The following is a 24,347-nucleotide window of genomic DNA, read 5'->3' as shown; positions in this document are numbered from 1 at the left end:
TGATCTCTGGTCCGCCGAGGGCGGTGCTCAGGGTGTCGATGGCGTCGCGCCCCCAACGCCCGCTGCCCTCCCGCCCTTCCACCTCAACGGCAACGCAGTCGGACGCCGGAGCCCCCCACAAGCCGAGGGCATCGAGGGGCTGCGTATGTGCTCGATGGCTCCCGGGCCGGCCGGTCAGCTGATGTCGGTCACTGGGGGAGGCGCGGGCGTCTGGCGCTGTTCGATGGTCGGACGGCTAGAAGAGGTCGGGCGAGCTGCCCTATGCGAGGTTCTCGAGGATCGTGCGCAGCCACGAGTCGCGCACGGCTGGTAGCCGGGCCAAGGTGTGCTGGAACGTTTCCCGGTCGGCCCGGAACGTGTAGTTGGGCAACGGCGGGAGCGGGTCGTCGCGGAGGACGTCCCGGGGTATGCGGCCCGACGCGGGAACCGGCATGTACGGCTGGGGAGAGACCAGCCACAGCCACACCCCCAGCGGCAGGGGCACCAGGTATGCCGACGCAGTCGGGCCGGCCGGGGTCCAGGTCTGACCCGTCTGGGGGTGGAGCGGTACAAGGAGGATGTCGACACCCGCGTCGGAGGGGGGCCGTCCCGGTCCGGCCAGGACGGCGCGCCGCAGCGGGGGGCCTGCGGGCAGCAGGGTGTCGAGCGCGTGCTGGAACACGTCCGCGGTCAGGCCGTCCGGCACCTTCACCGACTGTCCCTGGGAGGCAACCAGCAGGTGGGCGAGAGCCTGGCCGGCTGCCGCTTCCCACTGCGGACTCCACGACCAGTAGTGGTTCGACCCAAAGCGCCCTCCCCATGTGGCGATCGGCTCGAACGGGGCCGTTTTCTCCCCTTTCGCTGCCAGCTCCGCCCAGGAGAGGGGAGCAGCGTGCACATCGTCAACGGGGACGCGGTGCACGGCATCCGAGCTGAGCCGCACTGCCTGCCAGAGCGAGCAGTCGTCGACCCTGGTCGCCACGAGCAGGCCACATGCCTCGCAGGCCATGTTGGGCCCGTCGGCTCCGTCGAGGCCGCAACAGGCACCGCCGCGCTTCTCAGGCACCAGCCGGGTTCCACGGATATCGCCGGGGGCGATGACACTCGCCCCCGGCGTGCTGTCGGACAGGGCGTGGACCGGCGCGTAGATGCCGCGCGCCTCCGCCTCGCCCGGACCGATCTCGTCCCACCTGCGCCACGGCCCTCCCCAGGGGTCCGGGTCCACGGCGAACGTCCCCGACTGCATGAGCACGGGAAGCTGGGCCCCGTTCCCGTATCTCTGGCGGGCGTGGACCGGCAGTGAGACCTGGGACAGCGGGATGGTCAACTCGGCGCCGCATCCGGCACACACGAAAACGAACAAATGCCCTCCGGCTGGGAGTCGAACGCATCCTTGCAGCTCGCCGACGGCCGGCCAACAGGTTTTCCGTTCGCCGAAGCGCTGGAGGACGTACTGCGGATCGCCTTCGTCCGTCCAAGGGTGGAGCAAGTGGTTACCGGGCATATTGCGGCCGGAGTAGCCGGAGTATGCGCGGGATAAAGAACGGGACCCCCGAGCTACGTATCGGCGGTTCCGGATGGCTCAGGGTGTAGAAGCCGCTCTGCTCAACAGAAGAGAGACCCTGATCCCATGTCCTGGCTGTCCAGATTCAGCCTCGCGCAACGGGCCCTGATCGGGCTCATGTCGATCATCGCGCTCGCCTTCGGAGCGATCGCGATACCCCAGCTCAAGCAGCAGCTGCTGCCGTGCATCGAACTGCCCGTGGTGTCCGTGCTGGCGCCGTACCAGGGCGCGTCCCCGGACGTGGTGGTGGAGAAACAGGTCGTCGAGCCCATCGAGGACAGCCTCGAAGGCGTCGACGGCATCACCCAAGTCACCTCCACCGCCAGCGAGGGCAACGCCCTGATCATGGTGTCCTTCGACTACGGCAACAACACCCAGCAGTTCGACGCCGACGCTCAGCAGGCCGTCAACCGGGCCCGCGTCCAGCTTCCGGACGATGTGGACCCGAAGGTCATCGCCGGTGCGGGGGAAGAAGGTGCAGACGGAGGTACCGGCGCAGCCGGAACCGGCCGGCGTCTGACGCACCGGACCGACGGCCGGGTCCCGCACCTCCGGGGTGCGGGACCCGGCCGTATCCTGTGCCCTCGACAGATGTAACGGGGGAGGGATCGGGGCGTGCCGCTGCACAAGGACGATCCGAAGTCGGTCGGCGGGTACCGGCTGGTGGACCGGCTGGGAGCCGGCGGCATGGGCGTCGTCTACCGGGGCAGATCCCGCTCCGGGCGCGAGGTCGCCGTCAAGGTGGTGCACGCCCAGTACGCGGAGGACCCCGTCTTCCGCACCCGCTTCCGCCAGGAGATCGCAGCCGTCCGCAAGGTCAGCGGCGCCTTCACGGCTTCTGTGGTGGACGCCGACCCGGAGGCGGGGCGGCCGTGGATGGCGACCCAGTACGTGCCCGGCAGCTCCCTCGCCGCACGCGTGCGCGAGCGCGGTCCGCTGCCGGAGGACGAGGCGCGGCGGCTGGCCCTGGGGCTGGTGGAGGCCCTGCGGGACATCCACCGGGCGGGGGTCGTCCACCGTGACCTGAAACCGGCCAACGTCCTGATCGCCGACGACGGCCCCCGCGTCATCGACTTCGGCATCTCCCGCGCGGCGGAGAACAACGCGCTGACCGAGACCGGACAGATGATCGGCACCCCGCCCTTCATGTCCCCGGAACAGCTCACCGACGCCCGCTCGGTGGGCCCGGCCTCCGATGTCTTCTCGCTGGGTTCGCTGCTGGTGTTCATGCTCACCGGCCGGGGCCCGTTCGACGCGGACAACCCCTACCTGACCGCCTACCGCGTGGTGCACACCGAACCCGCCCTGGGCGGCGTACGGCAGCCGCTGCGCGCGATGGTGGAGCGCTGCCTGGCCAAGGCCCCGGCGGACCGTCCCGCCCTGGCAGAGCTGGCCCGGGAACTCGCGACGGCCCTGCCGGAGGCGTCGGCGGACGACCTGCCGACGGTGGCGGCCCTCGACGAGACCGTACCGGCCCCTGCCCTCCGGCCCGTACCACCGGCACCGCCCCCACCACCCGCCCGCCGGCGCCGCCTGCGCCCCCTGTGGGCCGCGACCGGCGTGATAGGCGCGCTGGCCCTCGGGCTGACGGCCCATCTGCTCAGCGGCCCGGGGCAGTCCGGCGGCGAGAACGACGCCGGCCGCAAGGCAGCGCCTGTTTCCCGGTGGTCCGACGTGCCGGACGGCTGGCAGCCGTGGCAGACCTCGGTGTACGCGACAGCGGAGCAGGGAGTGAAGAAGGGAGAGGCCGTCAACTACGTCGGCTTCGAGAGCACGCAGTGCACGGCGGACGGGCGTTCGGTCTACTGCACGGGCGGCCCGACCCTTCCGGTACGCATCGACGCGCTCACCGGACGGACTCTCTGGCGCGCCGAGGCGCTGCCACCCGCCACCGGTCAGGGCGCGTACGACTTCACGCTCCTCGGCGTCACGGACGGTCTGATGCTGGTCGAGCAGGAGCACCGGACCGAAGTGGGGGGCGACAAGGTGACGTGGACGATCGCCGCCCTGGACGCCCGGACCGGGGAGCGGCTGTGGCACCGCGTGGTGAAACCCGACCAGGTCCGCCCCCACCTCTTCGGCGACACCGTGCTCGCTCCGGACGAGAGCGGCCGGTCGGTGACCGCCCGCTCGCCGCGCACCGGCGCCGCGCGCTGGACGGCACCGCTCCCGGTGGGCGACTACTGCACGCCGGCGGACGTGGGCAGGGACATCCGCCTCATGTGTGCCCCTGGCATGACGTCCACCCCGACCATGCGGCTCCTGCGGCTGGACCGGTCCGACGGCTCCTCCCGGTCCCTGACAGTGCCCCGTCTCGACACCCTGGTCGGGACCGACGACGGCCGCCTGCTCTTCCTCGACGTCGACAGGAACGACCACGACGGCCTGTACTCCCGGATACGGCTGGTCGATCCGGACAGCGGTGAGGCCGACTCGACGGAGCTGGCGCAGAAGTGCGAGAAGCCGGTGGCCCTGGCGGACGGCACGCTGTGGTGCGCGACCTCCTCCGGCCAGGTGACCGCCGTGTCGGTCCGCACGGGCAAGCAGCTGTGGCGGACCGCGACGAGCCTGGAGCAGCCGGGCACCGCCACGTACGATCCACGCGCCCGAGTCGTCTACCTGTCGAGTGCCGGCGGCCGCGTGGCGGCTCTCGACGCCCGCCGGGGGACCCTGCTCTGGGAGACCTTGCCGCGAGCCGAGCGGGTGACGGGCGGGTCCCAGACGCAGGTGCTGCTCCACCAGGGTGCCCTGGTGGTCGCCACCCCCGAGGGCGACATCTTCACCCTCGACCCCGCCCACCCCGACCGGAAGCCCGTCTCGGGGTGAGCGGCAGCCGTACGGCTACGGCTACGGCAGGGCCAGCATCCGTTCCAGGGCCAGCTTCGCGAAGGACTCCGTCTCCTTGTCGACCTCGATGCGGTTGACGAGGTTGCCCTCGGCCAGGGACTCCAGGGTCCAGACCAGGTGGGGGAGGTCGATGCGGTTCATGGTCGAGCAGAAGCAGACCGTCTTGTCGAGGAAGACGATCTCCTTGCCCTCCGGCGCGAAACGGTTCGCCAGGCGGCGGACCAGGTTCAGCTCCGTGCCGATGGCCCACTTGGAGCCGGCCGGGGCGGCCTCCAGCGCCTTGATGATGTACTCGGTCGAGCCGACGTAGTCCGCCGCGGCCACGACCTCGTGCTTGCACTCGGGGTGGACCAGGACGTTGACGCCCGGGATGCGCTCGCGCACGTCGTTCACCGAGTCCAGCGAGAAACGGCCGTGCACCGAGCAGTGGCCGCGCCACAGGATCATCTTGGCGTTGCGCAGCTCGTCCGCCGTCAGCCCGCCGTTCGGCTTGTGCGGGTTGTAGACGACGCAGTCGTCGAGCGACATGTCCATGTCGCGGACGGCGGTGTTGCGGCCGAGGTGCTGGTCCGGCAGGAAGAGCACCTTTGTCGAATCGGGCTCCCCCTGCTCGAACGCCCAGTCCAGGGCCCGCTTGGCGTTGGACGACGTACAGATCAGGCCGCCGTGCTTGCCGGTGAACGCCTTGATGTCGGCGGAGGAGTTCATGTACGAGACGGGCACGACCTGCTCGGCTATGCCGGCCTCGGTCAGCACGTCCCAGCACTCCGCGACCTGCTCGGCCGTGGCCATGTCGGCCATGGAGCACCCGGCGGCGAGGTCGGGCAGGACCACCTTCTGGTCGTCGGAGGTCAGGATGTCCGCGGACTCCGCCATGAAGTGCACGCCGCAGAACACGATGTACTCGGCCTCGGGGCGCGCGGCCGCGTCCCGGGCCAGCTTGAAGGAGTCACCGGTGACGTCCGCGAACTGGATGACCTCGTCGCGCTGGTAGTGGTGGCCGAGCACGAACACCTTGTCGCCGAGCTTCTCCTTGGCCGCGCGGGCGCGCTCGACCAGGTCCGGGTCGGACGGCGAGGGCAGGTCGCCGGGGCACTCCACACCGCGCTCGCTCTTGGGGTCGGCCTCACGGCCGAGGAGCAGCAGGGCGAGGGGCGTCGGCTGTACGTCGAGCTCCTGGGTCTGGGCGGTGGTCACGACACGCACCCTTTCTGTTCTGCGGCTCGCCGGCCCGGCGGCACCGGGTCGGCGGGGTCACCATCTGGCTTTTCGTCGAAATGACGCTATCTATCATAAGCGATTCACGTCAGTTTGACGATGGCGATAGCGTCTGTGTGACGTGAATCCCTGCGGGCGGTCGTTCATTCCCGAAAGGGCCGTTTTCCGCTTCCCGCGCCGTGTGCGAGCATGAGGAGAGAACCGCACGCACCGGTAAGACAAGCGCCCGGCCCGGAATGAATCCGCGGCCCCGCCGGTTGGAACCGTCGGCAAGCAGTCTCCGTACAACCCGGGAGAGATGTAGATGTCCGTATCGGACGAGACCAGCACCGTCACCGACGGCATCGTCCTGACCGAGGCCGCAGCGGCCAAGGTCAAGGCCCTGCTCGACCAGGAAGGCCGTGACGACCTCGCCCTGCGCGTCGCCGTCCAGCCCGGCGGCTGCTCCGGCCTGCGCTACCAGCTCTTCTTCGACGAGCGTTCCCTCGACGGTGACGTGGAGAAGGACTTCGACGGCGTCAAGGTCGTCACCGACCGCATGAGCGCCCCCTACCTGGGCGGTGCCACCATCGACTTCGTCGACACCATCGAGAAGCAGGGCTTCACGATCGACAACCCGAACGCGACGGGCTCCTGCGCCTGCGGCGACTCCTTCAGCTGAGCCGCGGCTCGGCGCGAGCGAACGGAAGGCGGCGGCCCCCTCCGACGGGGCCGCCGCCTTCCGCTGTCCGCGGGTTCTCCGGGTCCTCCGGTCCTACCGGGCCCCGGACGGGTCCTCCGGTCCTACCGGGCCCCGCGGACGGGTTCTACGGTCCTACCGGGCCCCGGACGTCTCCGGCAGCCGCGCCCCCGCCTTCTCCAGCGGGATCGCCCGGCCGTCCGAGCCCACGACCTTCCGGTCGCCGAGCGGCTCGTCCAGCGGCACCGTGCGGTGGTACACCTTGGCGATCAAGACGCAGACCTTGTCCGGCCACGGCTTCTCGGTCACGACCACCGTCACCTTGTCGTCGCTCTCGCTCGCCTTCACGTCGTAGTCGGCGCACACCCCGCCGGTGAAGCTCACGGTCAGCTCACGGCCCTCGGCGGTGTAGCCCTCCACCTGGACGTCCCGCGTGCTGGGAGCCGAGGTGGGCTTGTCGCCCGGACCGGTCGGCCGCGGGCTGGGCCGCTCGGTCGGTGTGCCGGACGGGGCGGGGGAGGTCAGGTACTTCGGTGCGACCGCCGGATGCGTCACCGTGAAGGAGTCCTCCGCGCCCGGCGCGCGCACCTCGAACAGCCAGGACGGCACCAGCGCCTGCCGGCCGTCCACATGGTGCGCGGCCAGCCCGAACACGGCTTTGTCGACCGTGATGACCTCCTTCTTCCCCGGCTTGTCCGGCTCCCCGCACGGATCCCGCTCCTCCAGCGGTACGGGGCTGGCGCAGCCGCCGATCCCCGAGCCCGGGGCGTCCGCCGACGCCGCGTTCATCAGCCCCAGCGTCTTCTCCGCGCTCAGCACGGGATACGTGTCACCCTTCACCGGCGCCTTCAGCTGGCCGCTGCCGCCCACGACCTCGCCCTGCGCGTTCACGGTGACCCCGGTCGTCCAGCCGTAGGTGGGCAGCCCGCCGACCACCGGATCGGCGTTTACCACCCGCTGGGCTCCCATGACCTGACGCGCGTCGAGCTTCGCGTCGTCCTGGCCCACCGCCTTCAGCACCGGCGCGGCGGCCTTCTTCGCGGCGGCCTCGCTCACCGGGTCGTCGGTCGCCCCGGCCGGCTTGCCCGGGCAGGCGGTGGTGCTCAGGCAGGCGTCGGGGCCGGGGGCGTAGCGGTAGAAGGTCCAGGTGCCCGGTGCCTTCTGGTTCACCTGGAGGCTCGGCCCCGAGCCGTCCTTCGCCCCGAGCCGCCAGGCCTGCCCCTGGAGCACCGGCGTCCCGGCGACACCGAGCGCGTCGGCCAGCCGGGCCACCTCCTCCTCGGTGACCTTGCCCCGCGCCCGGTACACGGCGGCCGAGCCGGGCCCCTTCGGAAGCTCGCCGTCGGCCCGGAACGTGGCGCCGTACGGATTGGGCTCACCGGGCGCGATACCGCCCGTGCCGCCGGTGCCGCCCTCGGAGTAACCGTCGAGCGCGAGCGGCGGGGGCGTGTCCCGGCCGCTCGCCCCGGACGTCGTACCGCCGTCCGGGCCGCCGGAGGCCGTGGCGGCGAGGTAGGCCCCGCCGCCCCCGGCCAGCAGCACGGCGGCCGCCACGGACGCGACGACCGCGGGGGAGCGGCGCCGGCCGCCCCCGGCGCTCTTCTCGTCCGTCCCGACGGCGTCCGTCCCGACGGAATCGTCGTTGTCGGGTCGCTCGGTGTTCACCGCATCGCTCCTAGGGTCGTATCCCGCATCCCCTCTACGGGGGACGCCGATGAGACGCGGCGGGGGAGCGCACGGTTCCCGGAAAGGCGCTGTTTCAGTCGCCGTAGTCCGACATCGCGTCGAGCAGGCGGGCGGACGCGGCCGGGACCCTCACCCCGTGGATGAGTGACGGGGAGACCGGAAGGGGAGTGACCCGCTCGGGGGCCGCCCAATGGGGAGCCATTCGGGCGCAGTCGCCGCGCAGCGCCGCCAGGTCGCCGTCGAGCTCGAACGGCTTGTGGACCTCAAGGTTCGTCATGACGGCACCGTATGCACGAAGAAGCGGGCGAAGAAAGATCTACTATCGGGTAGTTTTGGCCATTTCAGAGCCCCGGTTGAGCAGGTAGCGTGAACTGTCAATCCAGTTTTCTCCCCACAGGAGAGTCCACGCCGTGCGCATCGCAGTCACCGGCTCCATCGCCACCGACCACCTCATGACCTTCCCCGGCCGCTTCGCCGACCAGTTCGTCGCGGACCAGCTGCACACGGTCTCGCTCTCCTTCCTGGTCGACAACCTGGACGTACGCCGGGGCGGCGTCGGCGCGAACATCGCCTTCGGCATGGGCCAGCTGGGCACCAGGCCGCTGCTGGTCGGCGCCGCGGGCTTCGACTTCGACGAGTACCGCGCCTGGCTGGACCGGCACGGCGTCGACACCGGCTCGGTCCGCATCTCCGAGACCCTGCACACCGCCCGCTTCGTGTGCACCACGGACGCCGACCACAACCAGATCGGCTCCTTCTACACCGGCGCGATGAGCGAGGCCCGGCTGATCGAGCTGAAGACCGTCGCGGACCGCGTCGGCGGCCTCGACCTCGTCCTGATCGGCGCCGACGACCCCGAGGCGATGCTGCGACACACCGAGGAGTGCCGCTCCCGGTCCATCCCCTTCGCCGCCGACTTCTCCCAGCAGATCGCCCGGATGAACGGCGACGAGATCCGGATCCTGCTGGACGGCTCGACGTACCTCTTCTCCAACGAGTACGAGAAGGGCCTGATCGAGACCAAGACCGGCTGGAGCGACGAGGAGATCCTCGCCAAGGTCGGCCACCGCGTCACCACCCTCGGCTCGCGCGGCGTCCGCATCGAGCGCGTCGGCGAGGACCCGATCGAGGTCGGCTGCCCCGAGGAGGAGCGCAAGGCCGACCCCACGGGCGTCGGCGACGCCTTCCGCGCCGGGTTCCTGTCGGGACTGGCCTGGGGGGTCTCGCTGGAGCGCGCCGCGCAGGTCGGCTGCATGCTGGCCACGCTCGTCATCGAGACGGTCGGCACCCAGGAGTACCAGCTGCGCCGCGCCCATTTCATGGAGCGCTTCACCAAGGCCTACGGCGACGAGGCCGCCGCCGAGGTCCAGAAGCACCTGGTGTAACCGACGCCTACGAGACCCGGCGGACCAGGTACGCCGCGCCCTGCTCCGCCGGTTCCTCGCCCACGTACTCCTGACCCCGCATCTCGCACCACGCCGGGATGTCCAGCCGGGCCGCCTCGTCGTCCGACAGGACCCGGACCAGGCCGCCCACCGGGACGTCCCCGATGACCTTCGCCAGCTCGATGACCGGGATCGGGCAGCGCTTGCCGAGGGAGTCCACCACCAGGACGTCCTCGCGTACGACGGTCTCGGCGACCGGCGCCCCCAGCTTCTCCCGGACCCCCGCCACCGCCCCCGGCAGCACCTCCAGGAACCGCTCCACGTCCTCCGCCGCCGCCCCGAACGGCAACGACACCCGCACGTTCCCCTCGCTCAGCACCCCCATCGCCTTCAGCACATGGCTGGGCGTCAGCGTGCTGCTCGTACAGGACGATCCGGACGACACGGAGAAACCGGCGCGGTCCAGCTCGTGCAGCAGTGTCTCCCCGTCGACATAGAGACAGGAGAAGGTGACGATCCCGGGCAGCCGCCGCTCCGGATCGCCGACCACCTCCACATCCGGCACCAGCCGCGGCACCCGCGCCCGGATCCGCTCCGTCAGCTCCCGCAGCCGTACCGCCTCCCGGTCCGCCTCGACCCGCACCGCCCGCAGCGAGGCCGCCGCGGCCACGACCGCCGGAATGTTCTCGAACCCGGCCGCCCGCCCCGACTCCCGCTCGTCCGCGGGCCCTTGGGGCGCGAACCGCACCCCCTTGCGCACCACGAGCAGGCCTACTCCGGACGGACCACCCCATTTATGTGCACTCGCGGTCAACACCGACCAGTCCCCTTCGACGGGCCCCCACCCCAGCGACTGCGCGGCATCCACCAGCAACGGCACACCCGCCTCCCGGCACACCTCGGCCACCTCCACGACCGGCTGCACGGTCCCCACCTCATGGTTGGCCGACTGAAGACAGGCCAGCGCGGTGTCCGGCCGCAGCGCGTCCGCGTAGGCGGAGGGCTCCACCGCCCCCGTCCGGCCGACGGCGACCTGGGTGACCGAGCCGCCCTCCCGCTCGTGCACGTCCGCCGAATGGAGCACGGAGGAATGTTCCACCGCTGACACGATCAGGTGACGTCCGACGCGCCGCCGCCCCGCCAACACCCCAGCGACACCGGCGTGCACGGCCGTGGTGCCGGAGGAGGTGAAGGTCAGCTCGTCGGGACGGCAACCGACGGCCTCGGCAGCGGCCTCCCGCGCCGCATCCAGCAGCATCCGAGCCCGCCGCCCCTCCCGATAAAGGCGCGCGGGATCGGCCCACCCTTCATCCAGGGACGCCAACAGCGCCTGACGGGCGACGGGATGAAGAGGGGCAGCGGAGGCGGCGTCAAAGTAGGACACACCCCAACGCTAAGACGTCCGGCAGCGCGGCGGACGTCAGGGGCGCGGGGAACTGCGCGACGAGCCACGATGCACCCGCACCCGCCAAACAAGCGAACCACCCGAGTTACTAGGCCCCCCTCCTCGCGCGACGCGAAATCGCGTCGGCTAGGGTTTGGTCCGCATAAACATCCAAACCCCTGCCCGACGCAGGGCGGCGACCGACCAGCGAGAAGGCCAGGCCGCAGCCGATCCGCGCGGGCGAGACTCTCGGGAAGGCGCTACGTGAGTCCCAACGGCTCCGACCGCTCGCCGCGGCGCCCGATGCGGCGGAAGCTGCTGCAGGCAATGACCGCGGGCCTGGTCCTGGCGACCGCCACCGGTTGCACATACAAGGACTTCCCCCGCCTTGGTATGCCCACCCCGACCACGGAAGAGGCTCCGCGGATCCTCTCCCTGTGGCAGGGCTCCTGGGCTGCCGCGCTCGCCGTCGGCGTGCTGGTGTGGGGCCTGATCCTGTGGAGTGCCATCTTCCACCGGCGCAGCCGCACCAAGGTCGAAGTTCCTCCGCAGACCCGGTACAACATGCCCATCGAGGCGCTGTACACCGTGGTCCCGCTGATCATCGTCTCGGTGCTCTTCTACTTCACGGCTCGCGACGAGTCGAAGCTCCTTGAGCTCAAGGACAAGCCCGACGTGACCATCAACGTCGTCGGCTTCCAGTGGAGCTGGTGCTTCAACTACGTCGAGGGCGTCGACGGTTCCACCGGTGACGCCACCAAGGCCAAGGAACTGGACGCGATTCCGGACCGCTTCAAGGAAGACTTCCCGGCCAACGCCGGCGGCGTCTACGACTGCGGTATCCCCGGCACCGTCAACGAACAGACCGGCAACCCGGGCCCCACCCTGTGGCTGCCGGAGGGCAAGCGGGTCCGCTTCGTCCTCACCTCGCGTGACGTGATCCACTCCTTCTGGGTGGTGCCGTTCCTGATGAAGCAGGACGTCATCCCCGGCCACACCAACGCCTTCGAGGTGACCCCCAACCAGGAAGGCACCTTCCTGGGCAAGTGCGCCGAGCTCTGCGGCGTCGACCACTCCCGGATGCTGTTCAACGTGAAGGTCGTCTCCCAGGAGCGCTACGAGCAGCACCTGCAGGACCTCGTGAAGAAGGGGCAGACCGGTTACGTTCCCGCCGGCATCGCGCAGACGAGCCACGAGAAGAACCGGGAGACGAACAACCTGTGAGCATCCTCAACGAACCCCAGGGTGCCGCGGCAGCTGAGGACTCGTACGAGAACGAGCTGCCGGTCAGGCGCAAGCAGCCCGGCAACGTCGTGGTGAAGTGGCTGACGACCACCGACCACAAGACGATCGGAACGCTGTACCTCGTCACGTCGTTCGCGTTCTTCTGCATCGGTGGCCTGATGGCCCTGCTGATGCGCGCGGAGCTGGCCCGTCCGGGCCTGCAGATGATGTCGAACGAGCAGTTCAACCAGGCGTTCACGATGCACGGCACGATCATGCTGCTGATGTTCGCGACGCCGCTGTTCGCCGGCTTCGCGAACTGGATCATGCCGCTGCAGATCGGCGCCCCGGACGTCGCCTTCCCGCGTCTGAACATGTTCGCCTACTGGCTGTACCTGTTCGGCTCGCTCATCGCGGTCGGCGGCTTCCTGACCCCGGACGGCGCGGCCAACTTCGGCTGGTTCGCCTACAGCCCGCTCTCGGACGCGGTCCGCTCCCCGGGCGTCGGCGCCGACATGTGGATCATGGGTCTGGCCTTCTCCGGCTTCGGCACCATCCTCGGCTCGGTCAACTTCATCACCACGATCATCTGCATGCGCGCACCCGGCATGACGATGTTCCGTATGCCGATCTTCACCTGGAACGTGCTGCTGACCGGTGTGCTGGTCCTGCTCGCCTTCCCGGTGCTGGCGGCGGCGCTGTTCGCGCTGGAGGCGGACCGCAAGTTCGGCGCGCACATCTTCGACTCGGCCAACGGCGGAGCGCTGCTGTGGCAACACCTCTTCTGGTTCTTCGGCCACCCAGAGGTGTACATCATCGCCCTGCCGTTCTTCGGCATCGTCAGTGAGATCATCCCGGTCTTCTCGCGCAAGCCGATGTTCGGCTACATGGGTCTGATCGGCGCGACCATCGCGATCGCGGGCCTGTCCGTGACGGTGTGGGCCCACCACATGTACGTCACCGGCGGTGTGCTGCTGCCGTTCTTCTCCTTCATGACGTTCCTCATCGCCGTACCGACCGGTGTGAAGTTCTTCAACTGGATCGGCACGATGTGGAAGGGCAGCCTGTCGTTCGAGACACCGATGCTCTGGGTGACCGGCTTCCTGGTGACCTTCACCTTCGGCGGTCTGACCGGTGTCATCCTGGCCTCGCCGCCGATGGACTTCCACGTCTCGGACTCGTACTTCGTGGTGGCCCACTTCCACTACGTGGTGTTCGGCACCGTGGTGTTCGCGATGTTCGCCGGCTTCCACTTCTGGTGGCCGAAGTTCACCGGCAAGATGCTCGACGAGCGGCTGGGCAAGATCACCTTCTGGACGCTGTTCGTCGGCTTCCACGGCACCTTCCTCGTCCAGCACTGGCTGGGCGCCGAGGGCATGCCGCGCCGGTACGCCGACTACCTCGCGGCCGACGGCTTCACCGCCCTGAACACGGTCTCCACGATCAGCTCGTTCGTGCTTGGCGCGTCGATCCTGCCGTTCTTCTACAACATCTGGAAGACGGCCAAGTACGGCAAGAAGATCGAGGTCGACGACCCGTGGGGCTACGGCCGCTCGCTGGAGTGGGCCACGTCCTGCCCGCCGCCCCGGCACAACTTCCTCACCCTGCCGCGCATCCGCAGCGAATCGCCGGCGTTCGACCTGCACCACCCTGAGATCGCGGCTCTCGACCAGCTCGAGAACGCCCCTCACGGTGACAAGGCCCTGGCTGGTGGCAAGGAGGCCGGCAAGTGAAGGTCCAAGGCAAGATGTTCATGTGGCTGAGCGTCTTCGTCCTCGCCATGGCGGTCGTCTATGGCGTCTGGTCGAAGGAGCCGGCCGGTACCACGGCGCTCTTCCTGTCGTTCGGTCTGTGCATCATGGTCGGCTTCTACCTGGGCTTCACCGCCAAGCGGGTCGACGTGGGCGCGCAGGACGACAAGAACGCCGACGTGGCGGACGACGCCGGCGAGGTGGGCTTCTTCAGCCCGCACAGCTGGCAGCCGCTGTCGCTGGCCGTCGGCGGTGCGTTCGCGTTCCTCGCGGTCGCCATCGGATGGTGGCTGATGTACTTCTCCGCCCCGCTGCTCCTGATCGGCATCTGGGGCTGGGTCTTCGAGTACTACCGCGGTGAGAACCGCACCCAGTAACACGCCTCGCGCGTTCTGGAGCCCGGACACTCCGTCAGGAGCGTCCGGGCTCCTTCTTTTGCCGCAACGATCGTCCCCCGGAGGGACTACCCGCCGCGCCGGTGCTGACGAAGCTCCCTAGCGTGAGCGACATGAACCCCTCTCCGCCCACCCGCACCGTCGTCAGCTGCACGCTGCTGGTGATCGCCCTCAGCGCGAGCGTCACCGCATGCGGCAGCGACGGCCACCCGCTGTCCGCCGCGCCGTACGACGCGGCGGACCAGATCTCCTTCAACGGCCCCACGGGCGACGGGAAGAAGGCCGACCCGGACAAGCCCCTGGAGGTCACCGCCGACGGCTCCGGGCGCATCACGGACGTCACGGCCGTGGACGCCACAGGGCGCTACGTGGCGGGCGAACTCGACGCCGGCGGAGGTCGCTGGCACAGCACCTCTCCGCTGGCCGCCAACGCCCGCTACACGGTCCGTGTGTCCACCGAGAACCGGGACGGCGCCCCCGGCCGCCGAGTCCTCACCTTCGACACCGGCAAGCCGCTCACCAAGAAGCGACTGAACGTCACCTTCGGCCCCCGAGCGGGCACGTACGGCGTCGGCCAGCCCCTCACCGCCGAACTGAGCAGGCCCGTCAAGGACAAGGCGCAGCGGGCCGTCGTGGAGCGCGCCCTCAAGGTCGACTCCATGCCCGCCGCGGAAGGCGCCTGGCACTGGGTGGACGACAAGAAGCTCCACTACCGCCCCAAGGAGTACTGGCCCGCCAAGGCCACCATCCGGGTCCGCAGCAACCTGCACGGCGTCAGGATCAGCGACCGGCTGTGGGGCGGCCGGGCCAAGCCCCTACGGATCACGACGGGTGACCGCGTCATCGCGGTGACGGACGCCTCGTCCCACTGGATGACGGTCTACCGCAACGGCAAGGAGATCAGGTCCATGCCGGTCACCACCGGCAAGCCCGGCTTCGAGACCCGCAACGGCGTCAAGGTGGTGCTGGGCAAGGAACGCCTCGTACGGATGCGCGGCACCAGCATCGGCATCCCGCGCGGCTCGTCGGAGTCGTACGACCTGCGCGTGCACTACGCCACCCGGGTCACCTGGAGCGGCGAGTACGTGCACGCCGCCCCCTGGTCCGTGGGCTCCCAGGGGTACGCCAACGTCAGCCACGGCTGCACCGGCATGAGCACCGGCAACGCCGAGTGGTTCTTCGACAACGTCCGCGAGGGCGACGTCGTCAAGGTCGTCAACTCCCAGGGCAACACGATGGCCCCGTTCGGCAACGGCTACGGCGACTGGAACCTCACCTGGAAGAACTGGCGCAAGGGCAGCGCCCTGCTCAGCGGCACCCCGGAGGGCCCGAGCGCCGAGGAGAGGGCAAGGCTACGCCCGGAAAGTGTCTGAGGCACGTCAGGGCCGGCGCGCCCCAAAGGGGCGCGGGGAACTGCGCGACCAGCCACGGCGGTGCCGCAGACGACTGACGGCCCATCGCCGCACTTCCAGCGGAGCGCCTACGCGCTCAAAACCTTCCGCTCCCGCAACAACGCGGCCAGCGCCCCCGCGAACTCCACCGGATCCACCGGCAGCGTCACCGCCGCCTCGGCCCGACTCCAGGTGGCCAGCCACGCATCCTGCGGCCGCCCGATCAGCAGCAGCACCGGCGGGCAGTTGAACACCTCGTCCTTGATCTGCCGGCACACCCCCATGCCCCCCATGGGCACGGCCTCGCCGTCCAGCACACAGACGTCGATCCCGCCCTTGTCCAGCTCCTTCAGCACGGCCGCGGGGGTCGCACACTCCAGGAACTCGACCAACGGGGCATCAGGGGCCGGCCGCCTGCCGGAGGCAAGCCGCACTTGCTCGCGGGTGTTGGAATCGTCGCTGTAGACCAGCACCGTGGCGGTCGGCTGCATTGTTCCTCCGTGACGTCAGCGTCGTAAGGACAGGCCCGTTGAGGCGGATGCTACTCCCATGAACACCACGTCAACACCGGTATGGAGCAGGGAGACACTCCGAACGGCACCCCCCGGAGTGAGGGCGGGATAAGCGACCGACATAATGTCGGTCGTGGCGACAGCAACGACAGTAGAAACCGGGCACGCGCACCCGTCGGTCAATCGACCGAACCTCACCAGCGTCGGAACCATCATCTGGCTGAGTTCCGAGCTGATGTTCTTCGCGGCCCTCTTCGCGATGTACTTCACCCTCCGATCGGTGACCGGTCCCGACTTCTGGAAGGAGAAGGCAGACTTCCTGAACTTCCCCTTCGCGCTGACCAACACCACGATCCTGGTGCTCTCCTCCCTCACCTGCCAGCTCGGCGTGTTCGCCGCCGAGCGAGGTGATGTGAAGAAGCTCCGGATGTGGTTCATCGTCACCTTCGTGATGGGTGCGATCTTCATCGGCGGCCAGGTCTACGAGTACACCGAGCTGGTGAAGCACGAGGGCCTCTCGCTCTCCTCCGATGCGTACGGCTCGGTCTTCTACCTGACCACCGGCTTCCACGGACTGCACGTGACGGGCGGTCTCATCGCCTTCCTGCTGGTCCTCGGTCGTACGTACGCGGCCAAGAGGTTCACCCACGAGCAGGCGACCGCCGCGATCGTCGTGTCCTACTACTGGCACTTCGTCGATGTCGTCTGGATCGGCCTCTTCGCCACGATCTACATGATCAAGTAGCCGGGCCCGCTCCCGCGCCCTGCGAGCGCACAGGCAAGCAGGCGCACATCCCAGATGCATCGACGCAGAAGATCCTGACACCGGGGTAATCCGTGAAAAAGCTCTCCGCACGACGACGCCATCCGCTGGCGGCGGTCGTCGTCCTACTCCTCGCGCTGGCGGCCACTGGGGGGCTGTACGCCTTTGTCGCGCCCACGGGCAAGGCGCAGGCAGACGAAACCGCCCAGTCTCTCGCCATCGACGAGGGTAAGAAGCTCTACGCCGTAGGCTGCGCCAGCTGCCACGGAACCGGCGGTCAGGGCACCTCCGACGGCCCGAGCCTGGTGGGCGTCGGCGCCGCTGCCGTCGACTTCCAGGTCGGCACCGGCCGCATGCCGGCCGCGACCTCCCAGAGCGCCCAGGCGCCGCGGAAGAAGGTCGTCTACACGCAGGCCCAGATCGACCAGCTCGCGGCGTACATCGCCTCGCTGGGCGCCGGCCCGTCCATCCCGACCGAGGCGGAGTACGGCCCCCAGGGCGCCGACATCGCCAAGGGTGGCGAGCTGTTCCGCAACAACTGCGCGCAGTGCCACAACTTCACCGGCAAGGGCGGTGCGCTGACCCACGGCAAGTACGCGCCCAACCTTGAGGGCGTGGACCCGAAGCACATCTACGAGGCCATGCAGACCGGCCCGCAGAACATGCCTTCCTTCCCCGACACCACGCTGTCGGAGCAGAACAAGAAGGACATCATCGCGTACCTGAACGCGGTCAACGGTGACGAGACCGAGAACCCGGGCGGTCTTGCGCTGGGCGGACTCGGTCCGGTCAGCGAGGGCCTGTTCGCCTGGATCTTCGGACTCGGCGCGCTGATCTCGGTCGCCGTGTGGGTCGCCGCTCGGACCGCAAAGGCCAAGAAGTCATGAGTAGCCAAGACATTCCAGAAGAGAACCTGCCCGCTGAGCAGGACGCACACGGCGCGGTGAGCGTCGCGGACGAGAAGGACCCGTTCGCGGACCCCGGCCTGCCGCCCCACGAGCACCGGATCCAGGACATCGACGAGCGGGCCGCCAAGCGGTCCGAGCGCACGGTCGCCTTCCTGTTCACGGTGTCGATGCTGGCGACCATCGGCTTCATCGCCTCCTACGTGGCGATCGACGTCGACAAGTCGGTCTACATCTTCCCGCTGGGTCACATCAGCGCGCTGAACTTCGCGCTCGGTATGACGCTCGGCATCTCGCTGTTCTGCATCGGCGCGGGCGCGGTCCACTGGGCCCGCACCCTGATGTCGGACGTGGAGATCGCCGACGAGCGTCACCCGATCGAGGCGCCCCCCGAGGTCAAGGCCAAGGTCATGGCCGACTTCGCGGCCGGTGCCAAGGAGTCCGCGCTCGGCCGCCGCAAGCTGATCCGCAACTCGATGTTCGGTGCGCTGGCGCTGTTCCCGCTCTCCGGTGTCGTGCTGCTGCGTGACCTCGGCCCGCTGCCGGGCACGTCCCTGCGCCACACCCTGTGGGGCAAGGGCAAGCTGCTGGTCAACATGAACACCAACGAGCCGCTGCGTCCGTCGGACATCGCGGTCGGCTCCCTGACCTTCGTCAAGCCCGAGGGTCTGGAGGAGCACGACCACGACTTCCAGAAGGAGATCGCCAAGGCGGCCGTGATGATCGTCCGGATCCAGCCGGACAACATCAAGGACAAGCGCGAGCTCGAGTGGTCCCACGAGGGCATCGTGGCGTACTCGAAGATCTGCACCCACGTCGGTTGCCCGATCTCCCTGTACGAGCAGCAGACGCACCACGCGCTCTGCCCCTGCCACCAGTCCACCTTCGACCTCGCCGACGGCGCCCGAGTGATCTTCGGCCCGGCCGGCCACGCCCTGCCGCAGCTGCGCATCGGCGTGAACGACGAGGGCTACCTCCAGGCGCTCGGCGACTTCGACGAGCCGGTCGGTCCTGCCTTCTGGGAGCGCGGATGAGCACCAACGAGACCAACGAGACCCGGCGCGGCAAAGCGCCGGCCGGCGAGCGCGTCGCCGACTGGGCCGACGGTCGGCTGGGGATCTACTCCCTGGCCAAGGCCAACATGCGCAAGATCTTCCCCGACCACTGGTCGTTCATGCTGGGCGAGGTCTGCCTCTACAGCTTCATCATCATCATCCTCACGGGTGTGTACCTGACGCTGTTCTTCCACCCGTCGATGAACGAGGTGGAGTACCACGGCAGCTACATCCCGATGCAGGGACAGCTCATGTCGGAGGCGTTCAGCTCCACGCTGCACATCTCCTTCGACGTGCGCGGTGGTCTGCTCATCCGGCAGATCCACCACTGGGCCGCGCTGATCTTCCTCGCGGGCATGTTCGTGCACATGATGCGCGTGTTCTTCACGGGCGCGTTCCGCAAGCCGCGTGAGGTCAACTGGCTGTTCGGCTTCCTGCTGTTCGTCCTCGGCATGTTCACCGGCTTCACCGGTTACTCGCTCCCGGACGACCTGCTCTCCGGCACCGGTGTCCGCTTCATGGAGGGCGCGATCCTGTCCGTGCCGATCGTCGGCACGTACATCTCGTTCTTCCTCTTCGGCGGCGAGTTCCCGGGCGGCGACTTCGTGGCCCGCTTCTACTCGATCCACATCCTGCTGCTGCCGGGCATCATGCTCGGCCTGGTGGTCGCCCACCTGATCCTGGTCTTCTACCACAAGCACACGCAGTTCGCGGGCCCCGGCAAGACGAACAACAACGTCGTCGGCATGCCGCTGCTGCCGGTCTACATGGCCAAGGCCGGAGGCTTCTTCTTCCTGGTCTTCGGTGTCATCGCGGCCATCTCGGCGATCGCCACGATCAACCCCGTCTGGTCCATCGGCCCCTACCGTCCGGACATGGTGTCGACCGGCGCCCAGCCGGACTGGTACATGGGCTTCTCCGAGGGCCTGATCCGTGTCATGCCGGGCTGGGAGATCAACTTCTGGGGTCACACGCTCGTCCTGGGTGTGTTCATCCCGCTGATGATCTTCCCGCTGGTCCTGGTCTCGATCGCGGTCTACCCGTTCATCGAGGCCTGGGTCACCGGCGACAAGCGCGAGCACCACATCCTGGACCGCCCGCGCAACGCGCCGACGCGCACCGCCTTCGGCGCCGCGTGGATCTCCTGGTACTTCGTGCTGCTCGTCGGTGGTGGAAACGACCTCTGGGCCACCCACTTCCACCTGTCGATCAACGCGATCACCTGGTTCGTCCGCATCGGCTTCTTCGTCGTGCCGGTCGTGGTGTTCATCGCCACCAAGCGGATCTGCCTCGGCCTCCAGCGCCGTGACAAGGACAAGGTGCTGCACGGCCGCGAGTCGGGCATCATCAAGCGCCTGCCGCACGGTGAGTTCATCGAGGTGCACGAGCCGCTCAGCCAGGAGCAGCTGCACACGCTCACCGCGCACGAGCAGTACAAGCCGGCCGAGATCGGCCCGACGGTCGACGAGAACGGCGTCGAGCGCAAGGTGAAGGGCTCCGAGAAGCTGCGCGCCAAGCTCAGCCAGGCGTACTACGGCGAGGAGTCGCAGATTCCGAAGCCGACCGTCGAGGAGTACAAGGAGATCACGAGCGGCCACGGCCACCACTGATCACTCCGGCGTCGCCACGCCACCCAAAGGGCCCCGTCCGGTCTTCGGACGGGGCCCTTTGGCATGCCCCCCGGCTGGATAGGGTGGGGGCACACTTCTCCGTCCCACACCTGTCTACGACACCCAGGAGCGGCCTTATGAGCGCTGTGACCCCCGCTGGAGGCGACACCGCGGCGGGCCGTTCCTGGCCCGACGTCCTGAGTGTCCTGCTCGCCGGACGTGATCTGAGCGCCGACGACACGGCGTGGGCCATGAACCGCTTCATGAGCGGCGAGGCGACGGACGCCCAGATCGCCGGCTTCATGGTGGCGCTGCGGGCCAAGGGCGAGACCGTGGAGGAGATCACCGGTCTCGTCGAGGCGATGTACGCGCACGCGCAGCCGCTCGACATCCCGGGACCGGCCGTCGACATCGTCGGCACGGGCGGCGACCGGGCCAGGACGGTCAACATCTCGACGATGTCCGCCATCGTGATCGCGGGCACCGGCGCGAAGGTCGTCAAGCACGGCAACCGGGCCTCGTCCTCGGCGAGCGGCTCCTCGGACGTACTGGAGAAGCTCGGCATCAACCTGGACCTGTCACCCGAACGGGTGGCGCAGGTGGTGGACCAGGCCGGGATCACCTTCTGCTTCGCGGCCAAGTTCCACCCCTCGATGCGGTTCGTCGGCGCGGTCCGCCGGGACCTCGGGATCCCGACCTCGTTCAACCTGCTCGGCCCGCTGACCAACCCGGCCCGGGTCACCTCCTCGGCGATCGGCTGCTTCGACACCCGCATGGCCGGGCTCATGGCCGGCGTGCTGGCCGAACGCGGCTCGTCCGCGCTGGTGTTCCGCGGCGACGACGGCCTCGACGAGCTGACCACCACGGCCACCTCCCGGGTGTGGGTCGTGCGCGACGGCAAGGTCACCGAGGAGCCCTTCGACCCGCGGGACGTCGGCGTCGAGCTGGTCCCGGTGGAGGCGCTGCGGGGCGCGGACGCGGCGTACAACGCCGAGGTCGCCCGGCGGCTCCTCGACGGCGAGCCGGGGCCCGTGCGCGAGGCGGTGCTGCTGAACTCGGCGGCCGCGCTGGTCGCCCTGCACCCGACCGGGGCCCCGCTGACGGAGCAGATCCGCGCCGGGATGGCGCAGGCCGCCGAGTCCATCGACTCGGGCGCGGCCAAGCGGACGCTGGAGCGCTGGGTGGCGGCCAGCAACGCGTAGGGTCCGCGCCGGGATGTCCCGCGATCCGGACACGGGTTGCGGGACATCGATCACTTCACGTACGTTCCTGAACCAGGTCATGAGTGACAGTCATGAGGCCCCGGCCGACTGTCCGGCAACCCTCCGTCCGTGGCGGGGTGCCCCGGGTGAGGACCAGGCCGTAGCCAGAAGGCTTACGGCAAGCACGTGACCAGGAGATTCCCGTGAGCAAGCGAATGCGATAGGGCCGCTGAGCCCCACCTCCGCGCACCCTCTTCCACCTTCTTTCACGGGAGTTCCCCCATGTCTTCGCTCACCGCTGCCGCCGATCTGACCGTTTGTGCCCCGCTGCCCGTTCTGGGGCGAGATGTCACCGTCCCGCTCGTCACAGGTGGCGAAGTGACCTACGCGGCCCTCGACTACGCCGCCAGCGCCCCCGCCCTCCAGCGGGTCTGGGACGACGTGGCCGCCTACGCGCCCTACTACGGCAGCGTCCACCGGGGCGCCGGGTACCTCTCCCAGCTCTCCACGGACCTCTTCGAGAACGCCCGCCGGACCGTCGCCGAGTTCCTCGACTGCCGCGCGGACGACCAGCTGGTCTTCACCCGGTCCACCACCGACTCGCTCAATCTGCTCGCCGCCGCGCTGCCCGCCGACTGCCAGGTCTTCGTCTTCGAGACCGAGCACCACGCCTCGCTGCTGCCCTGGCAGGACGCGAAGGTCACCTACCTCGACGCCCCGCGCAGCCCGCGACAGGCCGTGGCCACCTTGGAACACGCCCTCGCCGACCGCGACCCCTACGGCCCGGCCCTGGTCTGCGTCACCGGCGCCTCCAACGTCACCGGCGAGCTGTGGCCCGTACGGGAACTCGCCGCCGCCGCCCACGCGCACGGCGCGCGGATCGTCCTCGACGCCGCCCAGCTCGCCCCGCACCACCCGGTGTCCGTGCGCGACCTCGACGTCGACTGGGTCGCCTTCTCCGGCCACAAGCTCTACGCGCCCTTCGGCTCCGGTGTGCTGGCCGGCCGCGCCGACTGGCTGCGCGCGGCCGAGCCGTACCTCGCGGGCGGCGGCGCCAGCCGCAGGGTCACCCGGCGCGCGGACGGGGGAGTGGACGTGGAGTGGCACGACAGCGCCGCCCGCCACGAGGCCGGCTCCCCGAACGTCATCGGCGCCTACTCCATCGCGTCGGCCTGCAAGGCGCTGACGGAGGCCGGTTTCGACACCCTCGTCGCCCGCGAGCAGTACCTGATCGAGAAGGTCCGCGCGGGCCTCGCCGAGGTCCCCGAGGCGAAGATCCTCTCCCTCTTCGGCGACGACGCACCCCGGGTCGGCGTGATCTCCTTCGTCGTCGAGGGCTGGAACAGCTCCCACTTCGCGGCCGCGCTCTCCGCCGAGTACGGCATCGGCGTCCGCGACGGCCTGTTCTGCGCCCACCCCTTGGTGCGCACCCTGCTCGGCAGCGACCCGCAGACCCAGGGCGAGTGCGGTGCCCCCGAGGCGGCGCCCGGCGAGAAGTCCCTCAACGCGATCCGGGTCAGCTTCGGCGCGGGCACCCCGGACGAGCACGTGGAGCGCTTCGTGACCGCGGTGCGCGAACTCGTCACCGAGGGCGCGAAGTGGACCTACCGGACCGAGGACGGGCGGTGCGTCCCGGCCGTCTGACGGGGTGTGCGGCGGATCCGGGTCAGGAGTCCAGGCCGAGCGCGAACGCCGCCTCCAGGTCGTGCTGGGAGTACGTGCGGAACGCCACGTGGGTGTCCGTGCCCTCCACGCCGGGGATCTTGCTGATGCGGCCGGGGATGACCTCGGCGAGGTCCTCGTGCTGCTTGACGCGGACCATCGCGATCAGGTCGTAGGTGCCGGTGACGGAGAAGACCTCGCTCACGCTGTCCAGTGAGGCGATCTGCTCCGCGATCTCGGGGATCCGGTCCACGCTGGTCTTGATGAGGACGATCGCGGTGATCACGGCTGGTTCTCTCCCTCGGGGGCCGGCGTCGCTGGGGTGGCCTTCACTCTAGTCCCACGGCCGAACCGCACCCAGGCGAAGCAGAGGCCGAGGCCGAAGCCCACCAGGTGCGCCAGATACGCCACCCCGGGCCCGCTCGCCGCCCGCCCCGCCGCCAGCCACTGCAGGGCCGCCCAGAACGGCAGCACGACCCACGCCGGGAAGCGCAGCGGCAGGAAGAAGAGGAAGGGCAGCAGGCTGGTCACCCGGGCCCGCGGGAACAGCGCCAGGAAGGCGCCGAGGACCGCGGAGATCGCGCCGGACGCGCCGACCAGGGACTGCTGGGACGCTGCGTTGGCGGCCGCGTAGCCCAGCAGGGCCAGGTAGCCGCAGCCCAGGTAGAAGAGGGTGAACTGGACGCGGCCCATCCGTTCCTCGGTCAGTACGCCGAAGACGTAGAGAAAGAGCATGTTGCCGAGCAGGTGGACCCAGCTGCCGTGGACGAAGAGGGCGGTGGCCGGGGTCAGGGCGGCGCGGGCCGAGCCTTCGAACAGCTCGGCCGGGACGACGCCCCAGCGGCGGAAGTGGGCGCGCTGCGCGGCGAGCAGTTCCTCGCCGCCGCCGTAGACCGGATTGAGGCCCGAGGCGGGGCCGATCAGGAAGATCAGCGTGCACAGGGCGATCAGTCCGTATGTCACCGGCGCGGGCGTCCGGATCGCTCGGCGGACCGTCGTACCCCAGGTGCTGATCATGAACACAGAGCATGACGTAACAGGATGGAATAGAACAGACTGCCTCGCCGCCGTGGACGCCCGAGCGGCGAGTACCCGCCAGGCCGTAGGGTTACGAGCCACACGCACCGGGGACACC

21 protein-coding genes, 1 pseudogene and 1 riboswitch are annotated in these 24,347 nt (G+C 69.5%); of the genes and pseudogenes, 14 read left to right on the top strand and 8 right to left on the bottom strand.

Features of this window, described 5'->3' with window-relative positions; genetic code table 11:
* Positions 1–259: 259 nt before the first annotated feature.
* Positions 260–1,342 (bottom strand): hypothetical protein, encoded by a 1,083-nt coding sequence (locus ICC28_RS00190; protein ID WP_188286263.1) that lies wholly within the window; start codon positions 1,340–1,342, stop codon positions 260–262.
* A 267-nt stretch (positions 1,343–1,609) separates the two neighbouring features.
* Between ICC28_RS00190 and ICC28_RS00185 the strand changes: the two are divergent.
* Both ICC28_RS00185 and ICC28_RS00180 read left to right on the top strand, forming a co-directional pair.
* Positions 1,610–2,017: pseudogene (locus ICC28_RS00185) on the top strand (efflux RND transporter permease subunit); the annotation flags it as partial.
* A 141-nt stretch (positions 2,018–2,158) separates the two neighbouring features.
* Positions 2,159–4,369: a protein kinase domain-containing protein gene (locus ICC28_RS00180; RefSeq protein WP_188286262.1), complete on the top strand. Its 2,211-nt coding sequence runs from the start codon at positions 2,159–2,161 to the stop codon at positions 4,367–4,369.
* 21 nt (positions 4,370–4,390) lie between these two features.
* Here ICC28_RS00180 and nadA read toward each other — a convergent pair whose 3' ends face one another.
* A complete protein-coding gene (nadA, locus tag ICC28_RS00175) occupies positions 4,391–5,587 on the bottom strand; it encodes a quinolinate synthase NadA (protein ID WP_188286261.1) in 1,197 nt (398 codons plus the stop codon).
* Between the two features lie 325 nt (positions 5,588–5,912).
* On the opposite strand from nadA, the gene erpA reads away from it, so the two are divergent.
* Positions 5,913–6,269, top strand: coding sequence for an iron-sulfur cluster insertion protein ErpA (gene erpA, locus ICC28_RS00170; RefSeq protein ID WP_188286260.1), 357 nt, complete (start codon positions 5,913–5,915; stop codon positions 6,267–6,269).
* 153 nt (positions 6,270–6,422) lie between these two features.
* Here the strand turns inward: erpA and ICC28_RS00165 are convergent, their stop codons facing one another.
* Both ICC28_RS00165 and ICC28_RS00160 read right to left on the bottom strand, forming a co-directional pair.
* Positions 6,423–7,952, bottom strand: a complete 1,530-nt coding sequence (locus tag ICC28_RS00165; RefSeq protein WP_188286259.1) for a hypothetical protein — start codon at positions 7,950–7,952, stop codon at positions 6,423–6,425.
* Positions 7,953–8,046: 94 nt separating this feature from the next.
* The gene (locus ICC28_RS00160; RefSeq protein ID WP_188286258.1) at positions 8,047–8,250 is read right to left on the bottom strand and encodes a hypothetical protein; all 204 of its coding nucleotides are present in this window, start codon (positions 8,248–8,250) and stop codon (positions 8,047–8,049) included.
* 133 nt (positions 8,251–8,383) lie between these two features.
* Between ICC28_RS00160 and ICC28_RS00155 the strand changes: the two genes are divergently transcribed.
* The gene (locus ICC28_RS00155; protein WP_188286257.1) at positions 8,384–9,358 is read left to right on the top strand and encodes a carbohydrate kinase family protein; all 975 of its coding nucleotides are present in this window, start codon (positions 8,384–8,386) and stop codon (positions 9,356–9,358) included.
* A 7-nt stretch (positions 9,359–9,365) separates the two neighbouring features.
* Here ICC28_RS00155 and ICC28_RS00150 read toward each other — a convergent pair whose 3' ends face one another.
* Positions 9,366–10,742 carry a cysteine desulfurase/sulfurtransferase TusA family protein gene (locus ICC28_RS00150; protein ID WP_188286256.1) on the bottom strand — a complete coding sequence of 459 codons (1,377 nt, stop codon included), beginning with the start codon at positions 10,740–10,742 and terminating at the stop codon, positions 9,366–9,368.
* A 264-nt stretch (positions 10,743–11,006) separates the two neighbouring features.
* On the opposite strand from ICC28_RS00150, the gene coxB reads away from it, so the two are divergent.
* The 4 genes from coxB (at position 11,007) to ICC28_RS00130 (ending at position 15,485) form a co-directional block, all read left to right on the top strand.
* Positions 11,007–11,966: a cytochrome c oxidase subunit II gene (gene coxB / locus ICC28_RS00145; protein WP_188286255.1), complete on the top strand. Its 960-nt coding sequence runs from the start codon at positions 11,007–11,009 to the stop codon at positions 11,964–11,966.
* A complete protein-coding gene (gene ctaD / locus ICC28_RS00140; protein ID WP_188286254.1) occupies positions 11,963–13,699 on the top strand; it encodes a cytochrome c oxidase subunit I in 1,737 nt (578 codons plus the stop codon). The genes coxB and ctaD overlap by 4 nt, the downstream gene beginning before the upstream one ends.
* Positions 13,696–14,094: a cytochrome c oxidase subunit 4 gene (locus tag ICC28_RS00135; protein WP_188286253.1), complete on the top strand. Its 399-nt coding sequence runs from the start codon at positions 13,696–13,698 to the stop codon at positions 14,092–14,094. The genes ctaD and ICC28_RS00135 overlap by 4 nt, the downstream gene beginning before the upstream one ends.
* Before the next feature lie 131 nt (positions 14,095–14,225).
* Positions 14,226–15,485, top strand: coding sequence for an Ig-like domain-containing protein (locus ICC28_RS00130; RefSeq protein WP_188286252.1), 1,260 nt, complete (start codon positions 14,226–14,228; stop codon positions 15,483–15,485).
* A 107-nt stretch (positions 15,486–15,592) separates the two neighbouring features.
* Here the strand turns inward: ICC28_RS00130 and ICC28_RS00125 are convergent, their stop codons facing one another.
* The gene (locus ICC28_RS00125; RefSeq protein WP_188286251.1) at positions 15,593–15,994 is read right to left on the bottom strand and encodes a response regulator transcription factor; all 402 of its coding nucleotides are present in this window, start codon (positions 15,992–15,994) and stop codon (positions 15,593–15,595) included.
* A 145-nt stretch (positions 15,995–16,139) separates the two neighbouring features.
* Here ICC28_RS00125 and ICC28_RS00120 point away from each other — a divergent pair, with 145 nt between their 5' ends.
* The 6 genes from ICC28_RS00120 (at position 16,140) to ICC28_RS00095 (ending at position 23,194) form a co-directional block, all read left to right on the top strand.
* Positions 16,140–16,760: a heme-copper oxidase subunit III gene (locus ICC28_RS00120; protein WP_188286250.1), complete on the top strand. Its 621-nt coding sequence runs from the start codon at positions 16,140–16,142 to the stop codon at positions 16,758–16,760.
* 92 nt (positions 16,761–16,852) lie between these two features.
* Positions 16,853–17,665 carry a c-type cytochrome gene (locus ICC28_RS00115; protein ID WP_188286249.1) on the top strand — a complete coding sequence of 271 codons (813 nt, stop codon included), beginning with the start codon at positions 16,853–16,855 and terminating at the stop codon, positions 17,663–17,665.
* Positions 17,662–18,717 carry a ubiquinol-cytochrome c reductase iron-sulfur subunit gene (locus ICC28_RS00110; protein WP_188286248.1) on the top strand — a complete coding sequence of 352 codons (1,056 nt, stop codon included), beginning with the start codon at positions 17,662–17,664 and terminating at the stop codon, positions 18,715–18,717. Before ICC28_RS00115 ends, ICC28_RS00110 begins: the two co-directional genes overlap by 4 nt.
* Positions 18,714–20,348, top strand: coding sequence for a cytochrome b (locus tag ICC28_RS00105; protein WP_188286247.1), 1,635 nt, complete (start codon positions 18,714–18,716; stop codon positions 20,346–20,348). The genes ICC28_RS00110 and ICC28_RS00105 overlap by 4 nt, the downstream gene beginning before the upstream one ends.
* Before the next feature lie 137 nt (positions 20,349–20,485).
* Positions 20,486–21,550, top strand: coding sequence for an anthranilate phosphoribosyltransferase (trpD, locus tag ICC28_RS00100; protein WP_188286246.1), 1,065 nt, complete (start codon positions 20,486–20,488; stop codon positions 21,548–21,550).
* A gap of 75 nt (positions 21,551–21,625) precedes the next feature.
* A riboswitch (SAM riboswitch) is annotated at positions 21,626–21,741 on the top strand.
* 91 nt (positions 21,742–21,832) lie between these two features.
* On the top strand, positions 21,833–23,194 hold the full coding sequence (locus ICC28_RS00095; RefSeq protein ID WP_188286245.1) for an aminotransferase class V-fold PLP-dependent enzyme: 1,362 nt from the start codon (positions 21,833–21,835) through the stop codon (positions 23,192–23,194).
* Between the two features lie 22 nt (positions 23,195–23,216).
* On the opposite strand, the gene ICC28_RS00090 is transcribed toward ICC28_RS00095, so the two are convergent.
* Entirely contained in the window at positions 23,217–23,498 is a 282-nt protein-coding gene (locus ICC28_RS00090; RefSeq protein WP_188286244.1) for an Lrp/AsnC family transcriptional regulator, read from the bottom strand.
* Entirely contained in the window at positions 23,495–24,229 is a 735-nt protein-coding gene (locus tag ICC28_RS00085; RefSeq protein WP_188286243.1) for a rhomboid family intramembrane serine protease, read from the bottom strand. The genes ICC28_RS00090 and ICC28_RS00085 overlap by 4 nt, the downstream gene beginning before the upstream one ends.
* Positions 24,230–24,347 lie beyond the last annotated feature (118 nt).

Source organism: Streptomyces sp. TRM68416, assembly GCF_014596915.1.
Classification (GTDB): domain Bacteria; phylum Actinomycetota; class Actinomycetes; order Streptomycetales; family Streptomycetaceae; genus Streptomyces.
This window is presented reverse-complemented; position numbering and strand designations above follow the sequence as displayed.